Below are 21,870 nucleotides of genomic sequence, written 5' to 3' on the forward strand. Positions count from 1 at the left end.
GCTACGACACAACATTTCCGGCGTGTATCAGTTACCTCACATGGCCGCTTCGAGCCTTTTACTCCTTCCCCCTCCTGTCACTCCGCGAGGATGAGGTACAGCGCCCGGCGGGCCTCATCGATCTTGTCGACAGCGGCCAGGCGCTGTTCGTCGGTCGCGGCGACCCTGAACTGATGAATGACGCCCATGAGCTTTCCCACGCTCTGATGAAACACGGGCACGGAACCCTCGGGATCGTTGTTCCAGGCGTTGCCCAGCTCCTCGGCGTGCCCTTCCACGTACGCTTTGCCGGCATCGGTGAGTGTGAACTCGGTGCGCCTGCCCTCACCCACAGGTGTGATGAGGTCTTCGTCCACGAGCTGCTGCAGCGTCGGGTAAACGGAACCGGGGCTGGGACGCCAGGCCCCGGAAGTTTTTTCCGCGATAGTGCGGATCAGCCCGTACCCGTTGGACGGGGCTTCGGCGAGCAAGGAGAGGATAGCGGCGCGAACGTCGCCCCTGTTGGCGCGGCGCGGGCCGCCCGGGCCGAACCCTGGCCCGAATCCCGGACCAAAGCCCGGTCCGAACCCCGGACCAAAGCCGCGCCCGAAGCCGCCCCCGCCGTGTCCATGGGGCCCTCGGCGGCTCCGGCCTCGCTCGAAGCGGCCCCGTTCCGGGCCGTTGTCTGAGAATTTGTCGTGAATGCCTCTCATGGTGGCATCGTCCTTCCGAATATGGCTGTCGCCGACCATCGGCGATACTTAACGATATATCGCTAAGTATCGCCGGTCAATGGCCAGCCGTTGTCCAACGGGGGCATGAGTTTCTTGAGCTTGTCCCAGGCGAGCAGGTGAATCTGACCTGGCACGAGGCGATGCAGGAAGAATTCTCCATCGTTGCCGACCGCATCGAACGCGTCCAGCGAACCTTCCGGGGCGCCGGAATCTGAGACAACGGATGACGGGGCCCAGGCGAGGCAACAACGGATCGAGTAAATCCAATATCGTTGAGCGGGTGATTGATCAGCGCGCGGCGACGAACAGCGGGTGGGTGGACGTACCCCGGGCGAAGATCTACTGGGAAGCCACAGGAAATCCAAAAGGTGTGCCGGTCCTATACCTGCATGGAGGCCCTGGCGGGTCCCTCGGCAAAGGCGGTTACCGCACGCGACACGACTCCTCCCGGTTCTGGACGGTGGGCCTTGACCAGCGCGGATGCGGCAAAAGCACTCCGTTAGCTCAGGACGACCTCGAAGGCCTGGCTCAGAACACCACGCAAGCGTTGATTGACGACCTCGAGGCTGTGCGAGAGCACCTGGGCATACCGAAGTGGATTGTTACCGGTGTGTCCTGGGGCAGCACACTCGCTCTGGCCTATGCCCTCAAACACCCGGACCGGGTGCACGGAATTGCCCTCGTGGCAGTAACAACAACAAGCCGCGATGAGGTCCAGTGGATCACTGAAGACGTCGGACGCATCTTCCCCGAAGCCTGGAAGGATTTCTCGGATTCCGCCAGGGCAAACCCGGGTGAACGTCTGGTCAACGCCTATGCCCGGCGGCTGTCTGGAGAAGACCGCGACGATGCCCGCCAAGCCGCACTTGCCTGGGACCGCTGGGAATCCACGCACATCGCCCTGGACCCGCTGTGGCAGCCGGGTGCGATGTTCGACGACGAACGCGAACGTATGACCTTCGCCCTGCTCGTCACGCACTACTGGTCCAATGACGGATTCCTGACCGGCGGGCAGGAAATCCTGTCCCGGATTCAGGAGTTGGACGGGATACCCGGCTACCTCATTCATGGCCGCCGGGATATCAGCGGACCAGTTGTTACTCCGTGGACGCTACACCGGCGATGGAAAAGCAGCCACCTCATCGTTGTTGAGGACGAGGGGCATGGAGGCCCTAAATCCATGCAGGCACTGTCGCGGGCGGTCGAAGAAATCGCCGCCGAACTTTGACTGGGCCGCGGTGCCATAGCCGCTGACCATGTCCCCGCTGACGCAGCCGTTCGACCGCCCCTACATCCGGTTCTTGGTCCGCGCGGTGGCCGGCGCCGTCCACGGGTCCTCCGGCCAGGGATGCTTCGGGTAGCGGCCACGCACCTCCGCCCGCACCTGCGCGTACGGCCCGGACCAGAAGGAGGCAAGGTCGTCCGTCACCGCGAGGGGCCGCCTCGCCGGTGAAAGAAGGTGGAACAGGACCGGAACCCTGCCGCCCGCCAATCGTGGTGTCTCGGCCCACCCGAAGCACTCCTGCAGCTTGACCGCCACAACCGGCCGGCCGTCGTCGTGTTCTGCATCCGGGTAGTCGATCCTGACTCGCGAACCGCTCGGTACTTCCAGCGCCTCCGGTGCCAGGTCACCCAGCCGGGCGGCCTCCGGCCACGGCAGCAGCCGGCGCAGCGGTTCGGTGAGGTCCACGCCGGCCGTGGCAGCGCCGCCGGCAAGCGCTTCGAGTTCGGGAGCCAGCCAGTCGTCAAGCCGGGACAGCAGCGCCTCCTCGGAAACGTCCGGCCACGGATCGCCCAGTTCCCGGCGCAGCAGCGCGAGGCGGCGGCGCAGGGCATCCGCCGCCGTCGACCACCCAATGGTCCCCAGCCCTTCCTTGGCCAGAGCCCGGGCCACAGCTGACCGTCCCTCAGCAGCTGACGGTCGCACCGGCGTCGAAGAGAGCACGATGGCTCCCAGCCGGCGTTCCCGCCGGGCCGTGACCCGTCCCTGGCTGAAGCCGGCTTCCACAGCGTCACTTAGCAGGTGGCGGGCTGCGGCTTCCGCCGTGTCAGCGGTCAGCGGCGCGGCGGACCGGATGACGGCGCCGGTTCCTGCGGCGTCGCGGCCCTCCGCGCGTGAAACCTCCGCGACTGCCAACCATTCGCGCCCCGACAACGGACTGCCGGCCGGAAGGCCTGCCCGCGTGCCTGAGGACAGCAGATACCGCTCCCCCGCGCCGGGGACACGGCGAGCCACACGGTCCGGGAACGCAAGCCCGACGACGAAGCCCACCGCCTCGGCAGCCGTCACCGGCGGAACCGTTTGGGGACGTACGACGGCGGCATCGCCCTTGCGGACGATCGCCTCCATCCGCCGGACGTCCTCCTTCCAGCGCCGGACTGCCGGGTCCTTGCCGGAACGCAGCGAAGCCAGCAGGCGCGTCAGGTCGGCGCCGGGAGCGCGCTGGTCACCAGCCACGACGGCGACCGTCTCGGCAGCAAGCCGGTGGCCCACGGTTGCGGCGCCGTCCAGCAGGGCACGGGCCAGCCTCGGGTCGGCGGGAACCCTGGCCAGCGTCTTACCCAAATCAGTGGCGAGGCCGTCCGGTCCCACCGCACCCAGTTCGCGGAGGACCTCCACAGCATCACTAATCGCTGCCGCGGGCGGGGCGTCGGGAAGCGCCAGGCCGCGTCCGCCGGGCGATCCCCAGCAGGCCAAAACCAGCGCTGCGCCTGTGAGGTCAGCCACCGCGATTTCCGGGGTCTGATGCGCGGGGGCGGCACCAAAGGTCCTCTGGTCATAGCAGCGGACCACCCTGCCCGGCCCCTGACGTGCGGCGCGCCCGGCACGCTGATCTGCAGAGGCGCGGGAACAGGACACCGTGACGAGGCCGGACATGCCGCGGTTCGTGTCGCGCCGCGGCTCGCGGGACAGTCCTGAGTCAATGACCAGGCGGACTCCCGGGACGGTCAGGGATGATTCGGCGAGCGCGGTGGAAACAATAATCCGGGCACGTCCGCCAGGTTCCCGTCCGGAGACGGCATGGTCCTGTTCTTCCGGGGTTGCCTGGCCATGCAGCTCCAGCACCTCGGCGGACACCCGGCTCCGCAGGCGGGCGGCGACATGGGACACCTCCCACGCCCCGGGAACGAACACCAGGGCGTCCACACCCGCATCCGCAGTAAGCGCTTCGGCATGTGACGCCGCCGCCATGTCCGCCACATGGTCAAGGAAGGCTCGGGTCACTCCTCGGGTATCCAGCCTCGCTGCCGCCGCCGGCGCCCACTCCGTTTCCAACGGGTACAGCGCGGACGGACAGTCGACGACGGGGGCCGGGCCGCCGCCGTCGTGCTTGCCGCCCTGTCCCGAGCCGATCAGCGCGGCGAATCGGGGCGCGTCCAGGGTGGCGGACATAACGACGAACGTGAGGTCCCCGCGCAGCTCGCGGACTTCGGCGAGCATGCCGAGAAGCAGGTCTGTCTCAAGCCCGCGTTCATGCACCTCGTCGAGGATCACGGCATCCGCTGTCTCCAGGCCCGGATCCGTGAGGAGCCGCTGCAGCAGGATGCCGGGGGTGACGAACTCGATCATGGTCCCGGCACTGCAGACGCGTTCACCGCGGACTGTGTAGCCGATCCGGTCCCCGAGCCGGCTCCCGTCCAGGGTGGCCAGGCGCCGCGCGGCCGAACGGGCGGCGACGCGGCGGGGCTGGGTCACCACGACGCGCGGGCCGCGGTCGGCCGCCATGCTGGCGACCAGCGCCATGTTGGCGACCAGCGGGGGAACCAGGGTGGTCTTGCCCGTGCCCGGAGGTGCCTGGACCACGGCGGTCCCCGCAGCGCCTCCATCACGCAGTGAGTCGGCCAGTTTCCCCAGTGACTCGGCAAACGCCAGGCCCGCGCCGATCACAGCCAAGTCGAAGGGCCCGTTGGGGCGTGCGGCGGCCGGAGGGAGGAGCGGAGAAGTCACGCCTCCATTGTGCTTCAATAGCACCCGGGAGCACGCGCTCCCACGGCTGATCAGCTGTCCCCGGCCCTTAGCTCACGGCCCTCTTCACGAGCGCGCTGATCCTTGCCTCGTCGGCGGCGGTCAGCTCCTTGAGTGCGAAGGCGGCCGGCCACATGGTGCCGTCGTCGAGGTTCGCCGAGTCGTTGAAGCCGAGCGTTGAGTACCGTGTCTTGAACTTATGCGAGCTTTGGAAGAAGCAGACCACCTTGCCGTCCTTGGCGTAGGCGGGCATCCCATACCAGGTTTTCGGGGTGAGATCGGGCGCGCTGGCCTTGATGATGGCATGGAGCCGTTCGGCAATGCGCCGGTCGGATTCCGGCATCTCGGCGATCTTCTCGAGAACGTCGCTTTCCCCGTCAGCTTTGGCGGCCCGCGGTCCGCGGCGGGCCGTCTTCTTGAGTTCCTGTGCGCGCTCCTTCATCGCGGCCCGTTCTTCGTCCTCGAATCCGTCGTATGTCTTGGTGCTCGTGCCGGTCTTTTCCGTATCGGTCATTGCGCGTTCCTTTCCGGGCGATCTGATGGGACTACCCCAATGCTAGGGAGCGACTGCCGCGGCGGCTTCTCCAGAGCTGCTCGATATGCCTATTTCCCGCCTTGACCAAGATACCCCTAGGGGGTATATTCAGCAGTGTTGTCAGTGAAGTGGTATGTCCCGGCAGTGCTCAGCACGCCTTCACAGCCGTTCAACCCCAGCACCCATTGATCCTTCCCAGGAATGGAAACTGACATGTGTGGAACTGAAAACCCAACCCAACTGCCTCTCGTCCCGTCTGCCCCGGGATGCAGCTGCTGCTCAACGGATATGTCCTCCGCCCCCGCCGGACCTACGGCCGCCGATGCCGCTGAGCTTGGCGTTGAAGGCCTGACCTGCGGGCATTGCGCCCAGACTGTTGAGAAGGCCGTCTCGGCCGTTGACGGCGTGGAATCAGCTTCGGTCGAGCTCGTCCCGGGCGGCCGTTCACGTCTGGTCATTGGCGGCAGTCCCGATGACGCTGCAGTGCGTGAGGCTGTCACCTCCGCCGGATATACCCTCATCAGCCACTGACCCCCTTTACGCCTCCTCTGGCAGGCCTTGGCGCTTACAGGATTGGCGTCTCCTTTAAGGAGGAACCATGGAAGACCACACGCAACACCACCTAGGCAACACACGCGCCGCCCACGACAACCTGCCCGCCCCCCACAGCGTTATCACTGCTTCGGGACCGGCGGTCGCGGACCACCCGCACAGCCACCATGAGGTCCATACCAGCCACGTCGGGCAGGACGACCACGCCGTGCACAGCCATGGCCAGCACGCCGGACACAGCACCGCCATGTTCAAAAACAGGTTCTGGCTGGCGCTGGCACTGTCCGTCCCGGTCGTCTACTTCAGCCCCATGGTCGGCCACATCTTGGGCTACATGCCGCCGATGTTTCCCGGCTCGAGCTGGATCCCGCCCATTCTGGGCACGGTGATCTTCCTCTACGGCGGACAGCCGTTCCTGAAGGGCGGGCTGCAGGAACTGAAGAACCGGCAGCCGGGGATGATGCTGCTCATCGCGATGGCCATCACTGTCGCGTTCGCCGCGTCCTGGATCACCAGCCTGGGCATCGGCGGATTCGACCTGGACTTCTGGTGGGAACTGGCCCTGCTGGTCGCGATCATGCTGCTGGGCCACTGGATCGAAATGCGTGCCCTCGGCTCAGCGCAGGGCGCTTTGGATGCCCTCGCCGCGCTGCTGCCCGACGAAGCTGAACGCGTCACCGACGACGGCACCGAAGCGGTCCCCGTCTCCGAACTGCGTGCAGGGGACACAGTCCTGGTCCGCTCGGGTGCACGGATGCCTGCCGACGGAACGATCATCGGCGGGCAGGCCGAGTTCGACGAGTCCATGATCACCGGCGAATCCAAAACTGTACCCCGCACCGCTGGCGACACCGTGGTAGCTGGTACGGTCGCGACCGATAACAGCGTCCGGGTCCGGGTCACCGCCGTCGGCGATAACACGGCCCTGGCCGGTATCCAGCGGCTGGTGGCCGAAGCCCAGGCCTCCTCCTCAAAGGCGCAGGCACTGGCGGACCGGGCAGCTGCATTCCTGTTCTACTTCGCCGCCGGCGCCGGAATCATCACCTTCATAGCCTGGACACTCCTGGGCAGTGTTCCGGAGGCCGTCACCCGGACCGTCACCGTCCTGGTGATCGCCTGCCCGCACGCCCTGGGCCTCGCCATACCCCTGGTCATCGCCATCTCCACCGAACAGGCTGCCCGGGCCGGGGTGCTGATCAAGAACCGGATGGCACTCGAACGGATGCGCACCATCGACGTCGTTCTGTTCGACAAGACAGGCACCCTCACCACAGGTGAAACGGACCTGAAAGACATCACCGCAGTGCAGGGCGTGGATGCCGACTCACTCCTGGCCTTGGCCGCAGCTGTGGAGTCCGACAGCGAGCACCCGGTGGCACGCGCCATCCTCCGGGCCGCCCGGGAAAGGGACCTAACCATCCCTCACGCAACGGATTTCAACTCCCTGACCGGGCGCGGGGTTCGGGCCACCGTGGACGGCCGGACCGTCCACGTCGGCGGGCCTGCGCTGCTGCGCGAGCTCGGCGCCGTCGAACCCGATGCCGTGGCCCGGTCCACCGAGGCCTGGATGGACCGCGGGGCCGCAGTGCTGCATGTCATCGACGAAGGACGCGTCCTGGGGGCGGTCAGCCTCGAAGACAGCATCCGGGCCGAATCACGGCAGGCCGTCGCCGCGCTGCAGAACCGCGGCATCAAGGTCGCCATGGTCACCGGGGACGCCCGGCAGGTCGCCCAAGCCGTGGCCGAGGAGCTGCACATTGATGGGGTCTTCGCTGAAGTCCTACCAGCGGACAAGGACAAGAAAGTCGCTGAACTCCAGGCACGGGGGATGAGGGTCGCGATGGTCGGTGACGGGGTGAACGACTCACCTGCGCTGGCAAGGGCCGAGGTAGGCATCGCGATCGGTGCCGGCACCGACGTGGCCATGGAGTCCGCCGGGGTGGTCCTCGCGGGAAATGATCCTCGGGCGGTGCTGTTGATGGTGGACCTGTCCCGGGCCAGCTACCGGAAGATGTGGCAGAACCTCATCTGGGCCACCGGCTACAACATCCTGTCCGTTCCGCTGGCCGCCGGGGTCCTGGCCTTCGCCGGGGTCGTCCTGTCGCCCGCCGCGGGCGCTGTCCTAATGTCGGCGTCCACGATCGTGGTGGCCTTGAACGCCCAACTGCTGCGGAGGGTGACACTCAATCCCGCCCAGGTACGTTGAGCCAGAAGCGCCGACCGGACCGTCCATGCCCGGCCGGTAGCCTTGACACACCACACGAAGGAGGAACGCCATGACCGCAGTATCCCGCGGCCCCGTCCCGGCGCTCCTCCTTCGTACCGGCATCATCGCCGCGGTCCTGGCCATGATCGCCGGGATCTTCGGCATGCACGTCATGACCGCCAACCACACCATGCACTCCCCCGCCGCCGCGCAATTAGCGGCCACGCTAACGAGCCCGGGTGACGGACACACCGGCCACCAAGGCGGGGCCGATGACGGCGTACCCGGCTCAACACAGGAGGCCGCAGGGAAGCCCGTCCCCGTTGGCTTAGGGGCAGGGGCAGCGGCGGCGTGCGCATGTTCGGCTGGATGCGCCGGCGCCGAGACGGGCGCCGCCTGCGTCCCGTTAGCCAAGGGAGGGACATTGGCCGCCCCCGAGGCCGGACAAGGGACCGTGGCGACGCGGAACCGGCGCGGGCTCCCGGACCGGATGAGTGTGACCTACTCCACCCTGTCAGGCAGTCCTTCACCGGGCGAGCTATCCATCAGCCGGACGTAAAACCGGGCACCTAGCCCCCACAGGGCGCAGCCCCGTTTTGAAGCGCGACTACAAGGCGCTTCCCGGCATCCTCCAAGATGCCCGCCCCCATTCACCGGCCAATGCGGCCGAGACCTCGAAGGACCAATCTCCCATGAACAAGAAATTCTTGGCCCTCTTTACAACGGCCATCGCAGCGGCCATCGCCCTGGCCGGGTGCGCATCCGGCGCCGGTTCCGGCTCCGAAAGCATGCCCGGCATGAACCACGGCAGCTCCAGCAGCGCACCGGCCGCCTCGGCCGAGCATAACTCCGCCGACGTGACGTTCGCGCGGATGATGATCCCCCACCATGCCCAGGCCGTGGAGATGTCCGACATGATCCTCGCCAAAGAGGCCATCCCCGCCCCCGTCACCGCACTGGCCACCCAAATCAGGGAAGCCCAGGGCCCGGAAATCCAGACCATGACGGGCTGGCTGAAGGACTGGAATGAACCGACCGAAATGGCTCCGGGCCACTCAATGACCGGCATGGTGGACGACGCTGGAATGAAGGAACTCGAGGCCGCGCAGGGCACAGAGGCAGCGAAACTGTTTTTGACGCAAATGATCGCCCACCACGAAGGGGCCATCATGATGGCCAACACCGAAACCAGGGACGGCAAGGACCCCAGGGCACTGGAACTGAGCAAGGACATCGTGTCGGCACAGGAAGCGGAAATCAAGGAAATGCAGGATCTCCTGGCCACGCTCTGACCAGACCCACCACCTGGCAGACCGTTGACGTGGGCTGCTTTCCCCGATGGGAACAGTGCCTCCACAGACGGACGGATGACCTTCCAACCCGCTGCTGCCCACGGACCTCTCAATCCGGGATAAAGGTCCGGGCTGTGGAACCTACGGTGGCGGGACTAGGGTGAAGGGGACGGCCGGGAACGGCCCGGCCGCCCTCTCGCCCAGCGACAGGAGCCGCACCATGAGCCACCACATCAGCGCCATGCTCAACGCCCATCCCCGGGGAGAGGCTGCGCCGAGCAAGGACAAGCTGGCTGAATGCATCGCCGCCTGCTTCGAGTGCGCCCAGACATGCACCGGCTGCGCGGACGCCTGCCTGGCTGAAGACATGGTCGCCGAACTGGCCAACTGCATCCGGACAGACCTGGACTGCGCCGATGTCTGCACCGCCACAGGAAATGTCATCACCAGGCAGACCGGCGGGCAGACCTCCATCACGTTGGCGGTACTGGAAGCTTGCCAGGCAGCGTGCGCCACCTGCGCTGAAGAATGCGAAAAGCACGCCGAGATGCACGAGCACTGCCGGATCTGCGCCGAGGCCTGCCGCCGCTGCGAAGCCGCCTGCGGGGTCCTTCTGGCCACCGGATAGGTCGTGCAGTGGGACTGGAGTCCCTCGGCAGGGCAACATGGGGCTGCAAGGCATTCGCACCCGGCAGTAGAGGTTCGGGCAATAGAGTGTCGAGCATGGACAAAGACCCTTGGGCATCCACTGAACTGGCCGAAGCACCCAGCGGGTGGATCCGTGCCACGGAAAACGGGTGGGGCGCACTGGTTGTGTGGGCAGCAGGGCAGGGAAACTTTGTGCGCGTCCCTGCAGCTGCCGGCGATCGGTACGGCAGGGCGGTCCACCGGCTTCCGGACGGCAGCGAACGATCAGAACCGTTCGTCCTGACAGACGCAGATCTGGACTCGATCGATGACGACATCGATTCCTACTTGGCCGACGCCGGACTTCCTCCCAGGCCCCGGGGGTACGACTGGTTTATCCGTCGCCTGCCCAACACCGAGGCCGGAGAAGATGCGTTCTGGAGTGCAGTCTGGGCCGCCGCCACGGCAACACTTCCCGACGGCGGCGTGCGCCCATCGGCGATTAAGGGCCTCGCCAAGGAGGCACTGGCCCGCATGTATCGGGGCCAAGGGTAGAGGCCGGCGGCAGCCCGGCCACGAGCGAGCCCTGCAGCCCAGGATCGTTTGCCCGCGACTAGAGTTGCATCATGGATTTACTGATAGTACTGGTGGCGGTGCTGGGGGCTCCGACTTTGGTGGCCGGCCTCTGGTTTTGGGCTGCGCGGGGGAACCGCCGCGGCGGAAGGCTGCGCGGTGCCGCCGGCGGCATGCTGGGCATCGCGGACGAGGTCTTCCGCCCGCAAACCCACCAGGCACAACAGGTCCAAATAACCCAGCAAGGGCTGCGCGCGCCGGCCCCGGCTCCCGGCGATTCTCCGCGTCCCGGTGTCTTCGGGGACTGAACGGAGCACTCCGCGATAGCCTTTTCGGATGCCAGTTGATCGTCTCGAGAATGTCCGGTCAGCCTACGACGCGGTCGCTGAGAGCTATGCGCGCTTGCTGCCTGACGCCAGTTTCGAGGCACCGGCGGACCGCGGGATGATCGAGGCTTTCGCCAGTTACGTGAAGGAAGGACATGCCCTGGCGGTCCTTGATGCGGGCTGCGGCACCGGGCGGATGACCAGGCTGCTTTCCCATCTGGGAGTCGATCCGTCAGGGATCGATGTCTCCGCCGGAATGGTTGACGTGGCCCGGAGGACCTCTCCCGGCCTCCGCTTTGAAGTAGCTGAGCTGCGGAATCTTCCCTATCCGGACAAGCACCTGGGCGGCGTTTTCGCCTGGTATTCCATCATCCATTTGGCCCCGGCCGATCTCACGGGCGTGTTTACCGAATTCTTGAGGGTCCTCGCACCAGGCGGCTATGCCATGGTTAGCTTCCAGGTGGGTGACGGTCCGCGCCACATGGCCCGCGCCTATGGGCACAACGTGTCTATGGACGCCCAGCTCTTCATGCCGGCGACGGTCGTCGAACACCTGACCCGCGCCGGACTCACCACGGTTGCCCAGATGTTACGCGAACCGGGACCCCGCGAGACCTCACCCCAGGCAGTGATCCTTGCCCAACGGCCCGCCGGCAACCGGCGCGGCGCATCGTCCCGTTGACAACAAAAGTGCAAAAGTGCCCGCCATTGCTTACCTGAAGGTGCCTATTGCACTTCAAAGTGCGTCATCGGGAGACGGAATTGTTCCCCCTGGAGGGCGGTTGGCCATTACGGAAGGCGCCGCTCCGGGCGCCCGGTAATCAAGGAGAATCACATGTCCATCGTTATTGCGGGAGCCACCGGCCAGCTGGGTCGTCTCGTCGTCGGGGAACTGCTGCAGCGCGGCGTGCCGGCCGGCCAGATCGTCGCCGGCGGAAGGTCCAACGAACAGCTTGCGGATCTGGCGGGCCTCGGCGTCAGGACCGCCTCGGTCGACTACAACGATCCGGCCAGCGTTGATTCAGCGTTGGGGGAAGGCGACACCCTGCTGCTGATTTCCGGCAACGATATCCAGAATCGCACCGCCCAGCACGAGAACGTCATCGATGCGGCCGTGCGGGCCAAGGTCGCCCACATCCTTTACACCAGCGTCCTGGCAGCGGACACCACCCCGGTCATTCTCGCACCGGACCATGTGAAGGCTGAAGAATACATCCGCGCCAGCGGCCTGCCGTTCACCTTCCTGCGCAACGGGTGGTACACCGAAAACTACGCCGCTGCTCTGGCTTCGGCGCGTGAGACCGGAACGTTGCTGGGGAGTGCCGGCGAGGGGCGCGTGGCCAGCGCCACCCGTGCGGACTACGCCGCTGCCATCGCTGCCGTCCTGACCACTCCGGGACATGAGGGCCGGGTCTACGAACTCTCCGGCGACCACGCCTGGACCTACGAGGAACTGGCATCGGCCTTCTCGACGGTCCTGGGTCGCACGGTCAGCTACCGCTCGGTGAGTTCGGCAGAGCACGCCCGTGCCCTGGAGGCTGCGGGCCTCGACCCCGCAACGGCCGGTTTCCTGGCGGCCCTGGACGGGAACATCCGGGAGGATGCCCTTGCCCTGACCACCGGCGACCTCGCCCGGCTGGCCGGCCGGCCCACGACTCCCCTGGTTGAGGGCTTGCGTCCCCTCGCAGGGTGACACAGCCCGTGGGCGGACTGCGGCCCTGCGGCGGATAATGGCTCCAGAGCCAACAGTCAGCGGGTCAGGAGGGGCCGGATGGAAACAGTTCCCCGCATTACGGTAGAAGCGCCGGTGCTCAGCATCGGGTCCGGCCCCTCGGATTATGAGGAACTGGGCGACTACGTGCACGCGTTGCGCAGGCAGCGGGGACTACACATGACCCTGCTCCATCTCGGGGTCCTGGACGACTTCTCCGAAGACGTTGCGGAGTGGACCAACGGGGTGACCAGCGCTGCGGTTGCCGCGCGCGGCACGTCCGCCTGGTTGCGGGAACTGCCGGCGCTGGACGGCTTTTCCGGCAGCGCCGAACGGCTGATCACCCTGGGCGGCGGCCGGGTGTCGGGGCTGGAAGTCAACGTCCCGGAGCACGTACATGGCTATCAGGTCTCCCTGGTGCAGGCCCTGCACCAACTCCTGGACGGCTTGCTGGTGGACAACGTGGATGACTTCATCCTCAGCTCACGCGCCTTGGGCTTCAGGTCCCCGCACTGGTTACCGCACGTTGCCGTGGGCAGCCCGAAATCGCGGGGCGGCGGAATTTGGGAAATTGAGCCACTGGTAATTCAGTTCGGCGAATCACGGATCAGGAACCGTCAGTACCTGCCGGGCGTCGGCCAGTAGAAACGGCAGCCGTTCAAGGTCCCCCACCACCGGGTGGTGGAGCTGCTTCACGCCGGTGCGGTGGAAACGGACGTTGTGGGCGGCCCGGCGGGTGCGGAATTCGTCACTCCGGGTAGCGAGTTCCCCGATCAGGTCGGTGAGGTTCTTGTCGTGCGGCCGCTGGCCCGCGTAGCTGCGGAGGATGGCGACGACGTCGTTCGCCACCTGTTCCCAATCAGGGTAAAAGGAGCGCGCCTGCGGGTTGAGGAAGACGAAGCGTGCACTGTTGGCGGGCCGCACCGGCCGTGACGGCGTCCAGGAACCGCTGGAGGCCGGGGCGCACCTGCTCCGGCGGCGCCGGACGACGACGGCGGGCCGGGCGCTGCTGCGCGGCACGGGCCAGGTCGAAGAGGTGCGCGGTTTCGGCTTCGTCCAGGCGCAGTGCGTCGAACTGACTGCGGGGGAACTCGCGGAAATCGAGGACGCCGCATCCAGAACCCAGGTGGCAGGCGGGCGTTACAACGAAGCCGCCGAAAGGATGACCAACCTCTAGGACCTCACGGGCCGCTCAGTTGCTAAGGTACGGATCATGAACGTTGAGACTACGGCGCAGGCCGCCACTATATCTTTGGAAGGCCGCGTATTCAGGGGCGTCGAGAATTCCGCCACCGGCGACGTGGGACAGTCAACCACATTTACCTACCACCAGGATGGCGAGGTGATTTGGGCAGAGTACGCCGGAGGAGCAGTTGTCCGAGGCTATCTCGTGGGCACGCGTGAAGCTGCCAGACTTAGCTTTCGCTATGCGCACCTCGGTACCAACAAGGAGACCTCAACCGGAGTCTGCGAATCAGTCATCGAGGTTCTTGGCGACGGCCGGGTACGCTTTCATGAATCTTGGGCTTGGGAGTCCCGGCCAGAAACAGGAACCAGCATCGTAGAAGAGTTGAAGCAACAGCGTGTTGGAAACTGCAGCTAGCAACTGGGCCCTAGGTAGCGCCAGGGGACCGCTCCCGCCGCGACCCAGGCACCTGTGACCTCGTTCTGTCGGCGGATGGGGCAGGCCATCGGGTACGAATTCGCCAGCCTGTCCAACACCGGGGTCCCCGCACTGCTGCCGCAGCGGCTGGCAAAGTACCGCGGCCTGGGCGGCCTCATGGCGAGTGATCAGCGGGCGGGACACTCCGCAGGCACCATTGCGTCCGTGCGGCGGCTCACCAACGCGTTGCCGCAACGGATGCGCGGTGGAAATCCGTGTGCCACACGCCGGTGTCCCGTCCGATTCCGTCGGTGACGACGTACTCCGGCCAGCGGTCGAAGGCGGAGCACGGGTGGGATATCCCGAAGTCCACCACATCCGTCACGTCCAGGCCGCTCATTCCGGTGAGCACCGCGTGATGGTCGTAGAGATTGCGCACAACAGCGGCTGTGCCGTCCTTCGGCGCGCCGTCGGCGGTCCTGACGGACAGGACCACCGGCAGTCGGACGTCGTAGGGAAGGTCCCGTTTGCCGGCCCCGACGACGGCGATCCCGTCTTCGGGGGTGGACAGCACAACGGCGCGGACTGTGAGCGCCGGGAGGAGGCCGGGCACGGGACTGACGCCGGCGTACGTGCCGTGGTCGTGCGTGACGTAGCAGCCTGACCTGAGGATCCTGCGTGTTCCGGGCACCTGGCTGTCGTCAGGGAGGTATTCCGCGACGCGGTCCGGGAAAGCTGACCCGCCCATGGAATAGATGGGCGCCGGCGTCTCGTAAAACCGGGCGGCTTCCAGGTACACGTCCCGAACCAGCCGGCAGTGCCCGTCAACGGCCGCGATTGTCTCTTCCGCCCTGCTGTTGGGCACGACGCCTTCGTAGCCGGCAACACCCACGAGCCTCAGGCCGGGCGCGGCGCGGACCAGCTCAGCGATCCGGACAGCCTCCTGCAGGCTGCGGATCCCCGTTCGGCCGCCGGGCGTTCCGACGTCGAGAAGGACTTCGAGGGCGGTGTCCGCTTCGGCGTCGAATACCTGCGCTGCTGCCTCGATACCGGCAGCCGAGTCCACGAAGCAGCGGATTTCCCGTCCGGAATCCTCCTCCAGCCAGGTGCGGAGGCGTGTCAGGCCTAACCGGTCGACGACCTGATTGGCGATGAGGACGTGCTGGTGTCCCCAGGCGAGAGCTGATCCGGCTTGATCCACGGTGGCGACGGTTACGCCCACGGCTCCGGCGGCAACCTGGCGGGCGATGATCGGTGCGGACATTGTTGTCTTCACATGCGGCGCGAGATCCACCTGGCGTTCCCGGCACCAGGACGCCATCACCCGAATGTTGTTTTCGAGGGAATCACTGTTGAGCCTCAGCTGCGGATAGGCCGGGGCGGCGGCTGCTGGTGCCAGGGATTCCCCGTCGGTGTCGCTGGTGCGTTGGATCGGGCTGCTCACGAGGCTCCTTTGCAGTTACGGGGGCGGGCCTGCTTTCCGCATGCGTCAGTGCGGTCCGCCCGGGCGCTGCGTCGATTCTTTCATAGGCGTAGGCTATCTATGCTTCCGCGTCGGGTTCGTGGTCCCCACCGGCTACAGCTTCAACCTCGACGGCGCCATCTACCTTTCGTGGCCGCCCTCTACATCGCCCAGGCCACCACCGCGGACCTGACCATAGGCCAGCGGCTGGGCCTGCTCGCGGTCATACTGCTGACCTCCAAGGGCGCAGCGGGCGTCGCCGGCGGCGGCTTCATCGCACTGACCGCCACCCTGTTCACGCTCGGCACCGTCCCCGCCGCAGGCATCATGCTCATCTTCGGCATCGACGAGTTCATGTCCGAATGCCGCGCCCTGGTGAATTTCACCGGCAATGCCGCCGCCACCCACCTCGACGAAGTCACCGACATCGACGACGACCTGACGGAGTACGGCGCGAACGTTGGTGTGCCCGGCCAGTCTTGGGGGGTCTGCAGGCAGTTCCACGGACATCGCCGTCCTTCCGTCAGAGGTGTGTCAGTTCCTCGAGCAGCCTGAATCCATGACGGTCGACGGATGCCGACGTCGCTGACATCAGGACTACTCCTGTGTTGGCGTCCCGGTCGAGGCCGAGCCAGGAGCTGAACCCGCCGGTGGCACCGTTGTGCCAGGTGACGGACCGGCCCTTGGCCTCAAGGGTGATCCACGCGGCCCCGATGCGGACTGCCGGGCCGGCGAAGTCAGCCACCGGATCCAGGGCGGAAATACCTGGAGCCGAACCGTCCAGCAGGGCGCGGGTCAGCCTTCCCATGTCACTGATGGACGCCCGGATGCCGCCGGCGGGAGCCAGGGCTTCGCCGGTCCAGGGTTGCTTTGGCCGGCCGAACCGGCTTCTGCCGGTCAGGGCGTCGGGTCCAAGGTTGGAGGCGGCGGAGGGCGTATATAGCGACGTGAGACACAGTGGCGTGCAAAGCCGTGTGGCCACCAGATCGCGGTAGGTGAGCCCGGCTCCGGCCGCCACGGCATGCCCCAGCAGTTCGAACCCGAGGTTTGAATATCGCGGGCGCGGATCCCGCAGCCGTACCGTTCGGGCCTGCATGAGCAGTTCCGCCAGGTCCTCCCCGTACGGGTTCGTCCCGCGCAGCAACAGTGCAAACGTGCGCCGCAGAGGGTGCGCGGCGCCGGGCAGTCTCGGCAGCCCGGACGAATGCCGGCTCACGGAGGCGAGCGTGACCTGTGCCGCCTCGCAGTCCCCCAGCGGCAGCAGCTCCCCCAGGGTCATGCCGGCTGAAATCTCCCCTCGCTCGCACGCGTCGGCGTAGAGCAACCCGGTGATTCCCTTGGAGATCGAGCCGATCTCGAAGTCGGCGTCGAGCGGCACGCCCACCGCAGCGACGCTGACGTTGCCGCCGGTGACGGCGGCCACCGCGAAACGTGAATGCCGGTTCCCCAAGACGCCTCCAAGCCGCGCCGCCAACGCCGGTTCAGCCTGCAGTCCGCTCACGCCGAAGTCCCGGCCCCGTTCGCCACGGCGGGCGTCAGCAGGCGGATCGGGCTGCCTCTGAGCCAGGCCTGTACGTCTTCGAAGGCGCCGCCGTAAAACTGCCGGTAGCTCTCTTCGGTGACATACCCCAAATGTGGCGTCAGAACTGTACGCGGTGCGGACAGCAGGCGATGGCCGGCGGGCAACGGTTCGACGTCGAAGACATCCAGGGCGGCGCCGCCGAGCCAGCCTTCCTCCAGTCCGCGGACCAGCGCGTCCTCGTCGACAAGGGGTCCGCGCGCAGTGTTGACCACAATGCCCGTTGGCCCCAGCAGCCGGAGTTCCTCTTCGCCGACGACGCCGCGGGAGCGCTCCGAAAGACGCACGTGCACGGAGACCACGTCCGACTCGCGGAAGAGAGCGTCCTTACTGACTTTCCGGGCGCCGGCCTGCGAGGCTGCCTCATCGGTGAGGTTGGGGCTCCAGGCAATGACGTCCATGCCGAAGGCCCGGCCGTAGCCCGCGATCCGGGTCCCGATTTTGCCCAGGCCCAGTACACCCAGGGTCTTGCCGGCGAGTTCAAAGCCGACAGTTGACTGCCAGCGGCCGGCGCGCAGGCGTCCGTCTTCGAAGGGAATGCTGCGGGCGAAGGCGAGAAGCAGTGCCCAGGTCAGTTCCGGCGCTGCCGCCGGGGAGCCGCCGGTTCCGCACACCACGACACCCTGTTCCTCAGCCGCCTGAAGGTCAATGGACTGGTTGGCCATTCCGGTGGTCACGAGCAGTTTGAGTCCGGGCAGCTGCCGCAGCCGTTCACGGCCGAAGGCGGTCCGTTCCCGCATGGCGATGATGATGTCGAAATCCCGCAGGCCAGTGGCTGCATCGTCGTCGTCCCGGAATTGCCGGGTGAAAACAGTGACCTCGACGCCGTCGGCCGCAAGCTGTTCCCACGGAGCGTAGTCAAGGGCGACGGACTGGTAATCGTCAAGAATGGCAAGGCGCATCATTGGTTCCTTCGGCGGTCCGGATAACGAGGGCTTCCTGCTGACAGGCTACCCTCGAACCCGGCCCAGGAGGCGTGCCCGCTGCCGGGTGTCCCTGGCGGCTGCCGCTGCTGCCGCCGCCAGACCGAACGCGCCGTCAAGCACCGCCCTGTCGGCGGATGCCGAAGACCCGTAGGCGGCGAACTCCGCCGTGTGATGTGCCGCGCCGCCCACGTCGTAGCCCAGCAGCGGGTGGATGCTTGGCACCAGCTGCGAGACGTTGCCCATGTCAGTGGAAGCCACCGGCTGTTCGTTGAATACAACGTCCCGTCCCCGGACACTCATCGCCTCGCGGTACGCCTCGGAGAGGAACCTGTCCTGCTTCAGCTCGGCATAGGAGTTGCCGGTAGGCGTGACCGCGAGTGTGGCGCCGCTGGCCAAGGCACCGGCCTCGAGGCAGCGCCGCACCCGGTCCTCGATTACACGCAGGGTCGCCAGGCCGGGCGAGCGCATCTCCACGCTGGCCCGGGCGCGCTCCGGGATGACGTTGACGGCGCTCCCACCTTCGGTGACGATCATCGAGACAATGGAACCGGACGGAAGCTGCTGACGTGCCAGGGCGATCGCCGTCTGGGCGACCACGAGCGCATCCAGGGCATTAATACCCTCAGCCGGTGCCGCCGCAGCATGCGCCGGGCGCCCCTCGTACAGCACGTCCCACATGCCCATGGCGAGGGATGAACCACCGACGACATCCTCGGCGGCGGCATGGGCCATCATTGCGAGGCTCACGTCGTCAAAGAAGCCTCCATCGATGAGGTCCACTTTGCCCCCGGTGGTCTCCTCGGCCGGGGTGCCGAGCACCTTGACCGTAATGCCGAGATCATCCGCCACAGCTGCCAGGGCGAGCGCCGCCCCCACGGCGCTGGCCGCGTTCACGTTGTGTCCGCAGGCGTGTCCGATATCCGGCAAGGCATCGTATTCGACGCAGAGGGCCACCACGAGTTCCCCGTTTCCGTACCGGGCGCTGAACGCGGCCGGGAGCACCGGCTGGGCAACGTCGAAGCTGAAACCGGCGGAGCGCAGCAGCCCGCTAACCCGTTTCGCTGCCCGGAACTCCTGGCCGCTGAGTTCCGGATCGGCGTGGATGGCATGGCTCAGGCGGAGGATCTTTGGCTGCCAGCGCTCCAATGCCGCGGAGATGTGGCCCTGGATCCCGGACCCGACGGCGGACGCAGCGTCCGCCGTCGTCGTCGCCGGGCTCATGCCCGAACCTCCGCCGGCTGCCGCTTGGGGTAGCGCGCGGAGGCCCCAGCCGCGACAAGGGCAGCTACGGCGAGCGCTCCCCAGATGGAGACGAGGCCGCCCTCCGTGATCCGTCCGGACTCGGCCGACGAGGAGGAAAGGAGCTTGACGACGGCGGCGCCCACCGCAATGCCGACTGAGAGTGCCAGCTCGTTGAGCCCGGCCGCCGTCGAGGTCTCCTCCAGGGGCAATCCCTCGACGGACAGCGAGCGGGTACCCGCCTGGTACATGCCGAGGCTCAGGTTGAACATGGCGAAACCGACGCAGTATCCGGCCAGCGAGGCATGCGCCGCGATCATCACCACGAAACCGCCGGCAAGGAGCAAGCCGGCGAAGACCAGGGTGGCGCGCTCGCCGAAGGCGTTCAGTGCCCGCGCGGTCAGCAGCGAGGACACGAGGGACAGTACGGAGGCGGCGGCAAGCACAATCGCGATCATGAGCGGGCTGAGCGCAAATCCGTAGCCGGTCTTGTCCGGGTTGGCGTGCAGGAAGATACCGTTGGTGCCGAAGTAGCTGATGGACGCAAAGCCGAAGAAGAAGGTGGCGACCGAAACTGCACGGATCCGCGGGTTTGCCAGCATCCGCAGGTCCATGAACCTCTTCCCGCGCTGCGCGCCTCCGGCATCGATCAGGGCCCAGAAGGCCAGCAGCGCCAGTCCGACCAGTCCGGAACCGAGCGTCCGCGGATCGAGCCAGCCCCAGTCCGGTCCCATCGACAGGGCCACAACGAAGCCGATCAGGCCAAGGGAGCAGGACAGCAGTGGGACCATGGCGAGCCTCTCCCCGGTGGGAGTACCCGCGTCGGGCAGCAGGAACGAACACACCAGGGCTCCCATGGCGAAGGGGACGGCGACCCAGAATCCAAGCGTAGGGTCGCTGACGCCCGCAATCCCCGCCAGCAGGCCGCCTGCGCCGACCATGATCATGAGCACCCCGATCATGACGCTGACTCCGGTACGTGTGTGGGCGGGGCTGCTGACCCGCAGGATTCCCATCATCAACGGAATGAAGCCCACAACGCAGGTGAGCAGGACAACCCCCACGGTCACCGTCCACAGGGATGGCCAGAGTGCCATCATGAGCACCCCTGCAGCGACGGCGGCAGTTGACCAGCGGAGCACCAGCCGGTATCCGTAACTGTCTCCGAGCCGGGAGATGATGGGCGTCAGGACGGCGAAACTGACATTGGCGACAAGGAAGATGCCGTTGATGGTCGGATCGTCTATCGCGAAGACGGGCCCGAGGGCGGGCAGGATGGGGTTCAGGTACCCCTGCGTGACTCCGCTCAGTGATTCAATCACGGCCATTGCCAGGATCATCCCCAAAATGGTCCTGCGGGTGAGGGCCGCCGTCGCCGGTGGCGCTGTTTTGCTTGTCATGTGCTTCCTTGGGATTCAGGGCGATTCCGCCTGGGTGATTCGAGTCACAACGCTAGAGGCAGCACCAACCGCGGCCCGCGAATCGCTTGCATTCACCAATATCGGCACAAATTTGAAAGAATCAGCCATGATCTCCGAACTGGACCTCGAAATAGTCAACGCGCTCCAGATCAACCCCCGGGCGGACTGGTCCCGGGTCGGGGACGCGCTGGACCTGTCCGGGCCAACCGTGGCCCGCCGCTGGAACGCGCTGCAGAAAGACGGGCTCGCATGGATCACTCCGTCGCCGGGGCCGCGCTACCTCAGTGCCGGCTGGTCCGCCTTCATCCAGCTGTCCTCAGTGCCGGGAGAGCATGAGGCCCTTGTCCGGAGGCTCTGCGCCGAGCCGGCCTTTGGAACTGTGTCCCTTGTCTCGGGCCCCCACGACCTGTTCGTGGACTGCTTCGCGTCAAGCCATGAGGAGCTGATGACGATTGTCACCGGCGCCTTCGCAGACCTGCCGGGGGTCACCCGCCGGGAGGTTGTTTTCGTCACGCAGCTTTACCGGCAGGCCTCGGAATGGCGCAGCGGAACCTTGGAACCGGCGCGGGCCCGGCTCATGGCGAAAGAGTCCGTGCCGCCGCCGCCGGCGTACGCCCCGGATCGGCTGGACGCCTCCCTGCTGGAGGGGCTGGCCGGCGATGGCCGGGCAAGTTGGGCGGAACTGGGCGCCGCCTGCGGCGTGTCGCCCCAGACAGCCCGACGGCGAGTGGAACGGTTCCTGGCGTCCGGATACATGACGATGAGGTGCGATACGGCCGCTACCGTCCAGCAGGGCCTGCGGGAAGTCAGCCTGAGCCTGAACGTTCCCGCGACCCATGTGGATTCGATTGGCCGGTACTTCGCCGGCCTGCCTAGCTGCCGTTTGAGCGCCCAGGTTCTGGGTGCCCAGAACCTGGTGGTCACGCTGTGGGTCCGCGACTACCTGGAAGTGCTGGGCCACGAACGTGAGCTGGCAGCAAGGGCACCAGGAAGCACTGTGATTTCCCGCCAGGCAGTGGTGCGCACCTACAAGCGTCTGGGCCACCTGCTGGACGAGTCCGGGCGCAGCCGCAGTGTGGTGCCCCTGCCTCTCTGGCGGGAGGGATGACCCCGGCAAATTCCGCTGGGCTGCGGACGT

The 21,870-nt window shown here is 66.7% G+C and carries 21 protein-coding genes and 2 pseudogenes; 14 read left to right on the forward strand and 9 right to left on the reverse strand.

The genetic code is table 11. The annotated features are described in order from the left end of the window. Positions 1-77: 77 nt before the first annotated feature. Positions 78-692 (reverse strand): PadR family transcriptional regulator, encoded by a 615-nt coding sequence (locus J2805_RS06680; RefSeq protein WP_309971097.1) that lies wholly within the window; start codon positions 690-692, stop codon positions 78-80. Between the two features lie 301 nt (positions 693-993). Here J2805_RS06680 and pip point away from each other — a divergent pair, with 301 nt between their 5' ends. Further along, positions 994-1,941 carry a prolyl aminopeptidase gene (gene pip / locus J2805_RS06685; protein WP_309971100.1) on the forward strand — a complete coding sequence of 316 codons (948 nt, stop codon included), beginning with the start codon at positions 994-996 and terminating at the stop codon, positions 1,939-1,941. A gap of 60 nt (positions 1,942-2,001) precedes the next feature. On the opposite strand, the gene hrpB is transcribed toward pip, so the two are convergent. Both hrpB and J2805_RS06695 read right to left on the reverse strand, forming a co-directional pair. Beyond that, the gene (gene hrpB, locus J2805_RS06690; protein ID WP_309971103.1) at positions 2,002-4,662 is read right to left on the reverse strand and encodes an ATP-dependent helicase HrpB; all 2,661 of its coding nucleotides are present in this window, start codon (positions 4,660-4,662) and stop codon (positions 2,002-2,004) included. 67 nt (positions 4,663-4,729) lie between these two features. Further along, positions 4,730-5,194 carry an iron chaperone gene (locus tag J2805_RS06695; protein WP_309971106.1) on the reverse strand — a complete coding sequence of 155 codons (465 nt, stop codon included), beginning with the start codon at positions 5,192-5,194 and terminating at the stop codon, positions 4,730-4,732. A gap of 309 nt (positions 5,195-5,503) precedes the next feature. On the opposite strand from J2805_RS06695, the gene J2805_RS06700 reads away from it, so the two are divergent. From J2805_RS06700 to J2805_RS06745, 10 genes are all read left to right on the forward strand, one after another. Continuing rightward, entirely contained in the window at positions 5,504-5,746 is a 243-nt protein-coding gene (locus J2805_RS06700) for a heavy-metal-associated domain-containing protein (RefSeq protein ID WP_309971108.1), read from the forward strand. A gap of 67 nt (positions 5,747-5,813) precedes the next feature. After that, positions 5,814-7,973: a heavy metal translocating P-type ATPase gene (locus J2805_RS06705; protein ID WP_309971110.1), complete on the forward strand. Its 2,160-nt coding sequence runs from the start codon at positions 5,814-5,816 to the stop codon at positions 7,971-7,973. A 70-nt stretch (positions 7,974-8,043) separates the two neighbouring features. Next, positions 8,044-8,532, forward strand: coding sequence for a hypothetical protein (locus J2805_RS06710; protein WP_309971113.1), 489 nt, complete (start codon positions 8,044-8,046; stop codon positions 8,530-8,532). A 133-nt stretch (positions 8,533-8,665) separates the two neighbouring features. Beyond that, positions 8,666-9,265 carry a DUF305 domain-containing protein gene (locus tag J2805_RS06715; protein ID WP_309971117.1) on the forward strand — a complete coding sequence of 200 codons (600 nt, stop codon included), beginning with the start codon at positions 8,666-8,668 and terminating at the stop codon, positions 9,263-9,265. A gap of 220 nt (positions 9,266-9,485) precedes the next feature. Continuing rightward, positions 9,486-9,893, forward strand: a complete 408-nt coding sequence (locus J2805_RS06720; RefSeq protein ID WP_309971121.1) for a four-helix bundle copper-binding protein — start codon at positions 9,486-9,488, stop codon at positions 9,891-9,893. Between the two features lie 95 nt (positions 9,894-9,988). Then, positions 9,989-10,447: a DUF5956 family protein gene (locus J2805_RS06725; RefSeq protein ID WP_309971124.1), complete on the forward strand. Its 459-nt coding sequence runs from the start codon at positions 9,989-9,991 to the stop codon at positions 10,445-10,447. A gap of 71 nt (positions 10,448-10,518) precedes the next feature. Beyond that, positions 10,519-10,773, forward strand: a complete 255-nt coding sequence (locus J2805_RS06730; protein WP_309971127.1) for a hypothetical protein — start codon at positions 10,519-10,521, stop codon at positions 10,771-10,773. A gap of 28 nt (positions 10,774-10,801) precedes the next feature. After that, on the forward strand, positions 10,802-11,473 hold the full coding sequence (locus J2805_RS06735) for a class I SAM-dependent DNA methyltransferase (protein WP_309971132.1): 672 nt from the start codon (positions 10,802-10,804) through the stop codon (positions 11,471-11,473). Between the two features lie 153 nt (positions 11,474-11,626). Continuing rightward, positions 11,627-12,484 carry an SDR family oxidoreductase gene (locus tag J2805_RS06740; RefSeq protein WP_309971135.1) on the forward strand — a complete coding sequence of 286 codons (858 nt, stop codon included), beginning with the start codon at positions 11,627-11,629 and terminating at the stop codon, positions 12,482-12,484. 78 nt (positions 12,485-12,562) lie between these two features. Next, positions 12,563-13,147: a hypothetical protein gene (locus J2805_RS06745; RefSeq protein ID WP_309971137.1), complete on the forward strand. Its 585-nt coding sequence runs from the start codon at positions 12,563-12,565 to the stop codon at positions 13,145-13,147. Between the two features lie 12 nt (positions 13,148-13,159). Here the strand turns inward: J2805_RS06745 and J2805_RS06750 are convergent. Further along, positions 13,160-13,571, reverse strand: a pseudogene (locus tag J2805_RS06750) (MmyB family transcriptional regulator); the annotation flags it as partial. A 144-nt stretch (positions 13,572-13,715) separates the two neighbouring features. Between J2805_RS06750 and J2805_RS06755 the strand changes: the two are divergent. After that, complete coding sequence (locus J2805_RS06755; RefSeq protein ID WP_309971140.1) at positions 13,716-14,105, forward strand: hypothetical protein; 390 nt, start codon at positions 13,716-13,718, stop codon at positions 14,103-14,105. Positions 14,106-14,340: 235 nt separating this feature from the next. Here J2805_RS06755 and J2805_RS06760 read toward each other — a convergent pair whose 3' ends face one another. Next, entirely contained in the window at positions 14,341-15,549 is a 1,209-nt protein-coding gene (locus J2805_RS06760) for an alanine racemase (protein ID WP_309971142.1), read from the reverse strand. A 109-nt stretch (positions 15,550-15,658) separates the two neighbouring features. Between J2805_RS06760 and J2805_RS06765 the strand changes: the two are divergent. After that, positions 15,659-16,020 (forward strand): annotated as a pseudogene (locus J2805_RS06765) (cation:dicarboxylate symporter family transporter); the annotation flags it as partial. 70 nt (positions 16,021-16,090) lie between these two features. Here the strand turns inward: J2805_RS06765 and J2805_RS06770 are convergent. The 4 genes from J2805_RS06770 to J2805_RS06785 are packed head-to-tail and all read right to left on the reverse strand — an operon-like array spanning position 16,091 to position 20,711. Beyond that, a complete protein-coding gene (locus J2805_RS06770) occupies positions 16,091-17,068 on the reverse strand; it encodes a serine hydrolase domain-containing protein (protein WP_309971145.1) in 978 nt (325 codons plus the stop codon). After that, a complete protein-coding gene (locus J2805_RS06775; RefSeq protein ID WP_309971147.1) occupies positions 17,065-18,048 on the reverse strand; it encodes a D-2-hydroxyacid dehydrogenase family protein in 984 nt (327 codons plus the stop codon). The genes J2805_RS06770 and J2805_RS06775 overlap by 4 nt, the downstream gene beginning before the upstream one ends. A 48-nt stretch (positions 18,049-18,096) precedes the next feature. Beyond that, positions 18,097-19,293: an amidohydrolase gene (locus tag J2805_RS06780; protein WP_309971149.1), complete on the reverse strand. Its 1,197-nt coding sequence runs from the start codon at positions 19,291-19,293 to the stop codon at positions 18,097-18,099. Beyond that, complete coding sequence (locus J2805_RS06785; RefSeq protein WP_309971151.1) at positions 19,290-20,711, reverse strand: MFS transporter; 1,422 nt, start codon at positions 20,709-20,711, stop codon at positions 19,290-19,292. Before J2805_RS06785 ends, J2805_RS06780 begins: the two co-directional genes overlap by 4 nt. Before the next feature lie 127 nt (positions 20,712-20,838). Here J2805_RS06785 and J2805_RS06790 point away from each other — a divergent pair, with 127 nt between their 5' ends. Further along, a complete protein-coding gene (locus J2805_RS06790; RefSeq protein WP_309971153.1) occupies positions 20,839-21,840 on the forward strand; it encodes an Lrp/AsnC family transcriptional regulator in 1,002 nt (333 codons plus the stop codon). Positions 21,841-21,870: the final 30 nt, after the last annotated feature.

Origin of the sequence: Arthrobacter oryzae (assembly GCF_031454875.1) — a bacterium.
Classification (GTDB): domain Bacteria; phylum Actinomycetota; class Actinomycetes; order Actinomycetales; family Micrococcaceae; genus Arthrobacter; species Arthrobacter oryzae_D.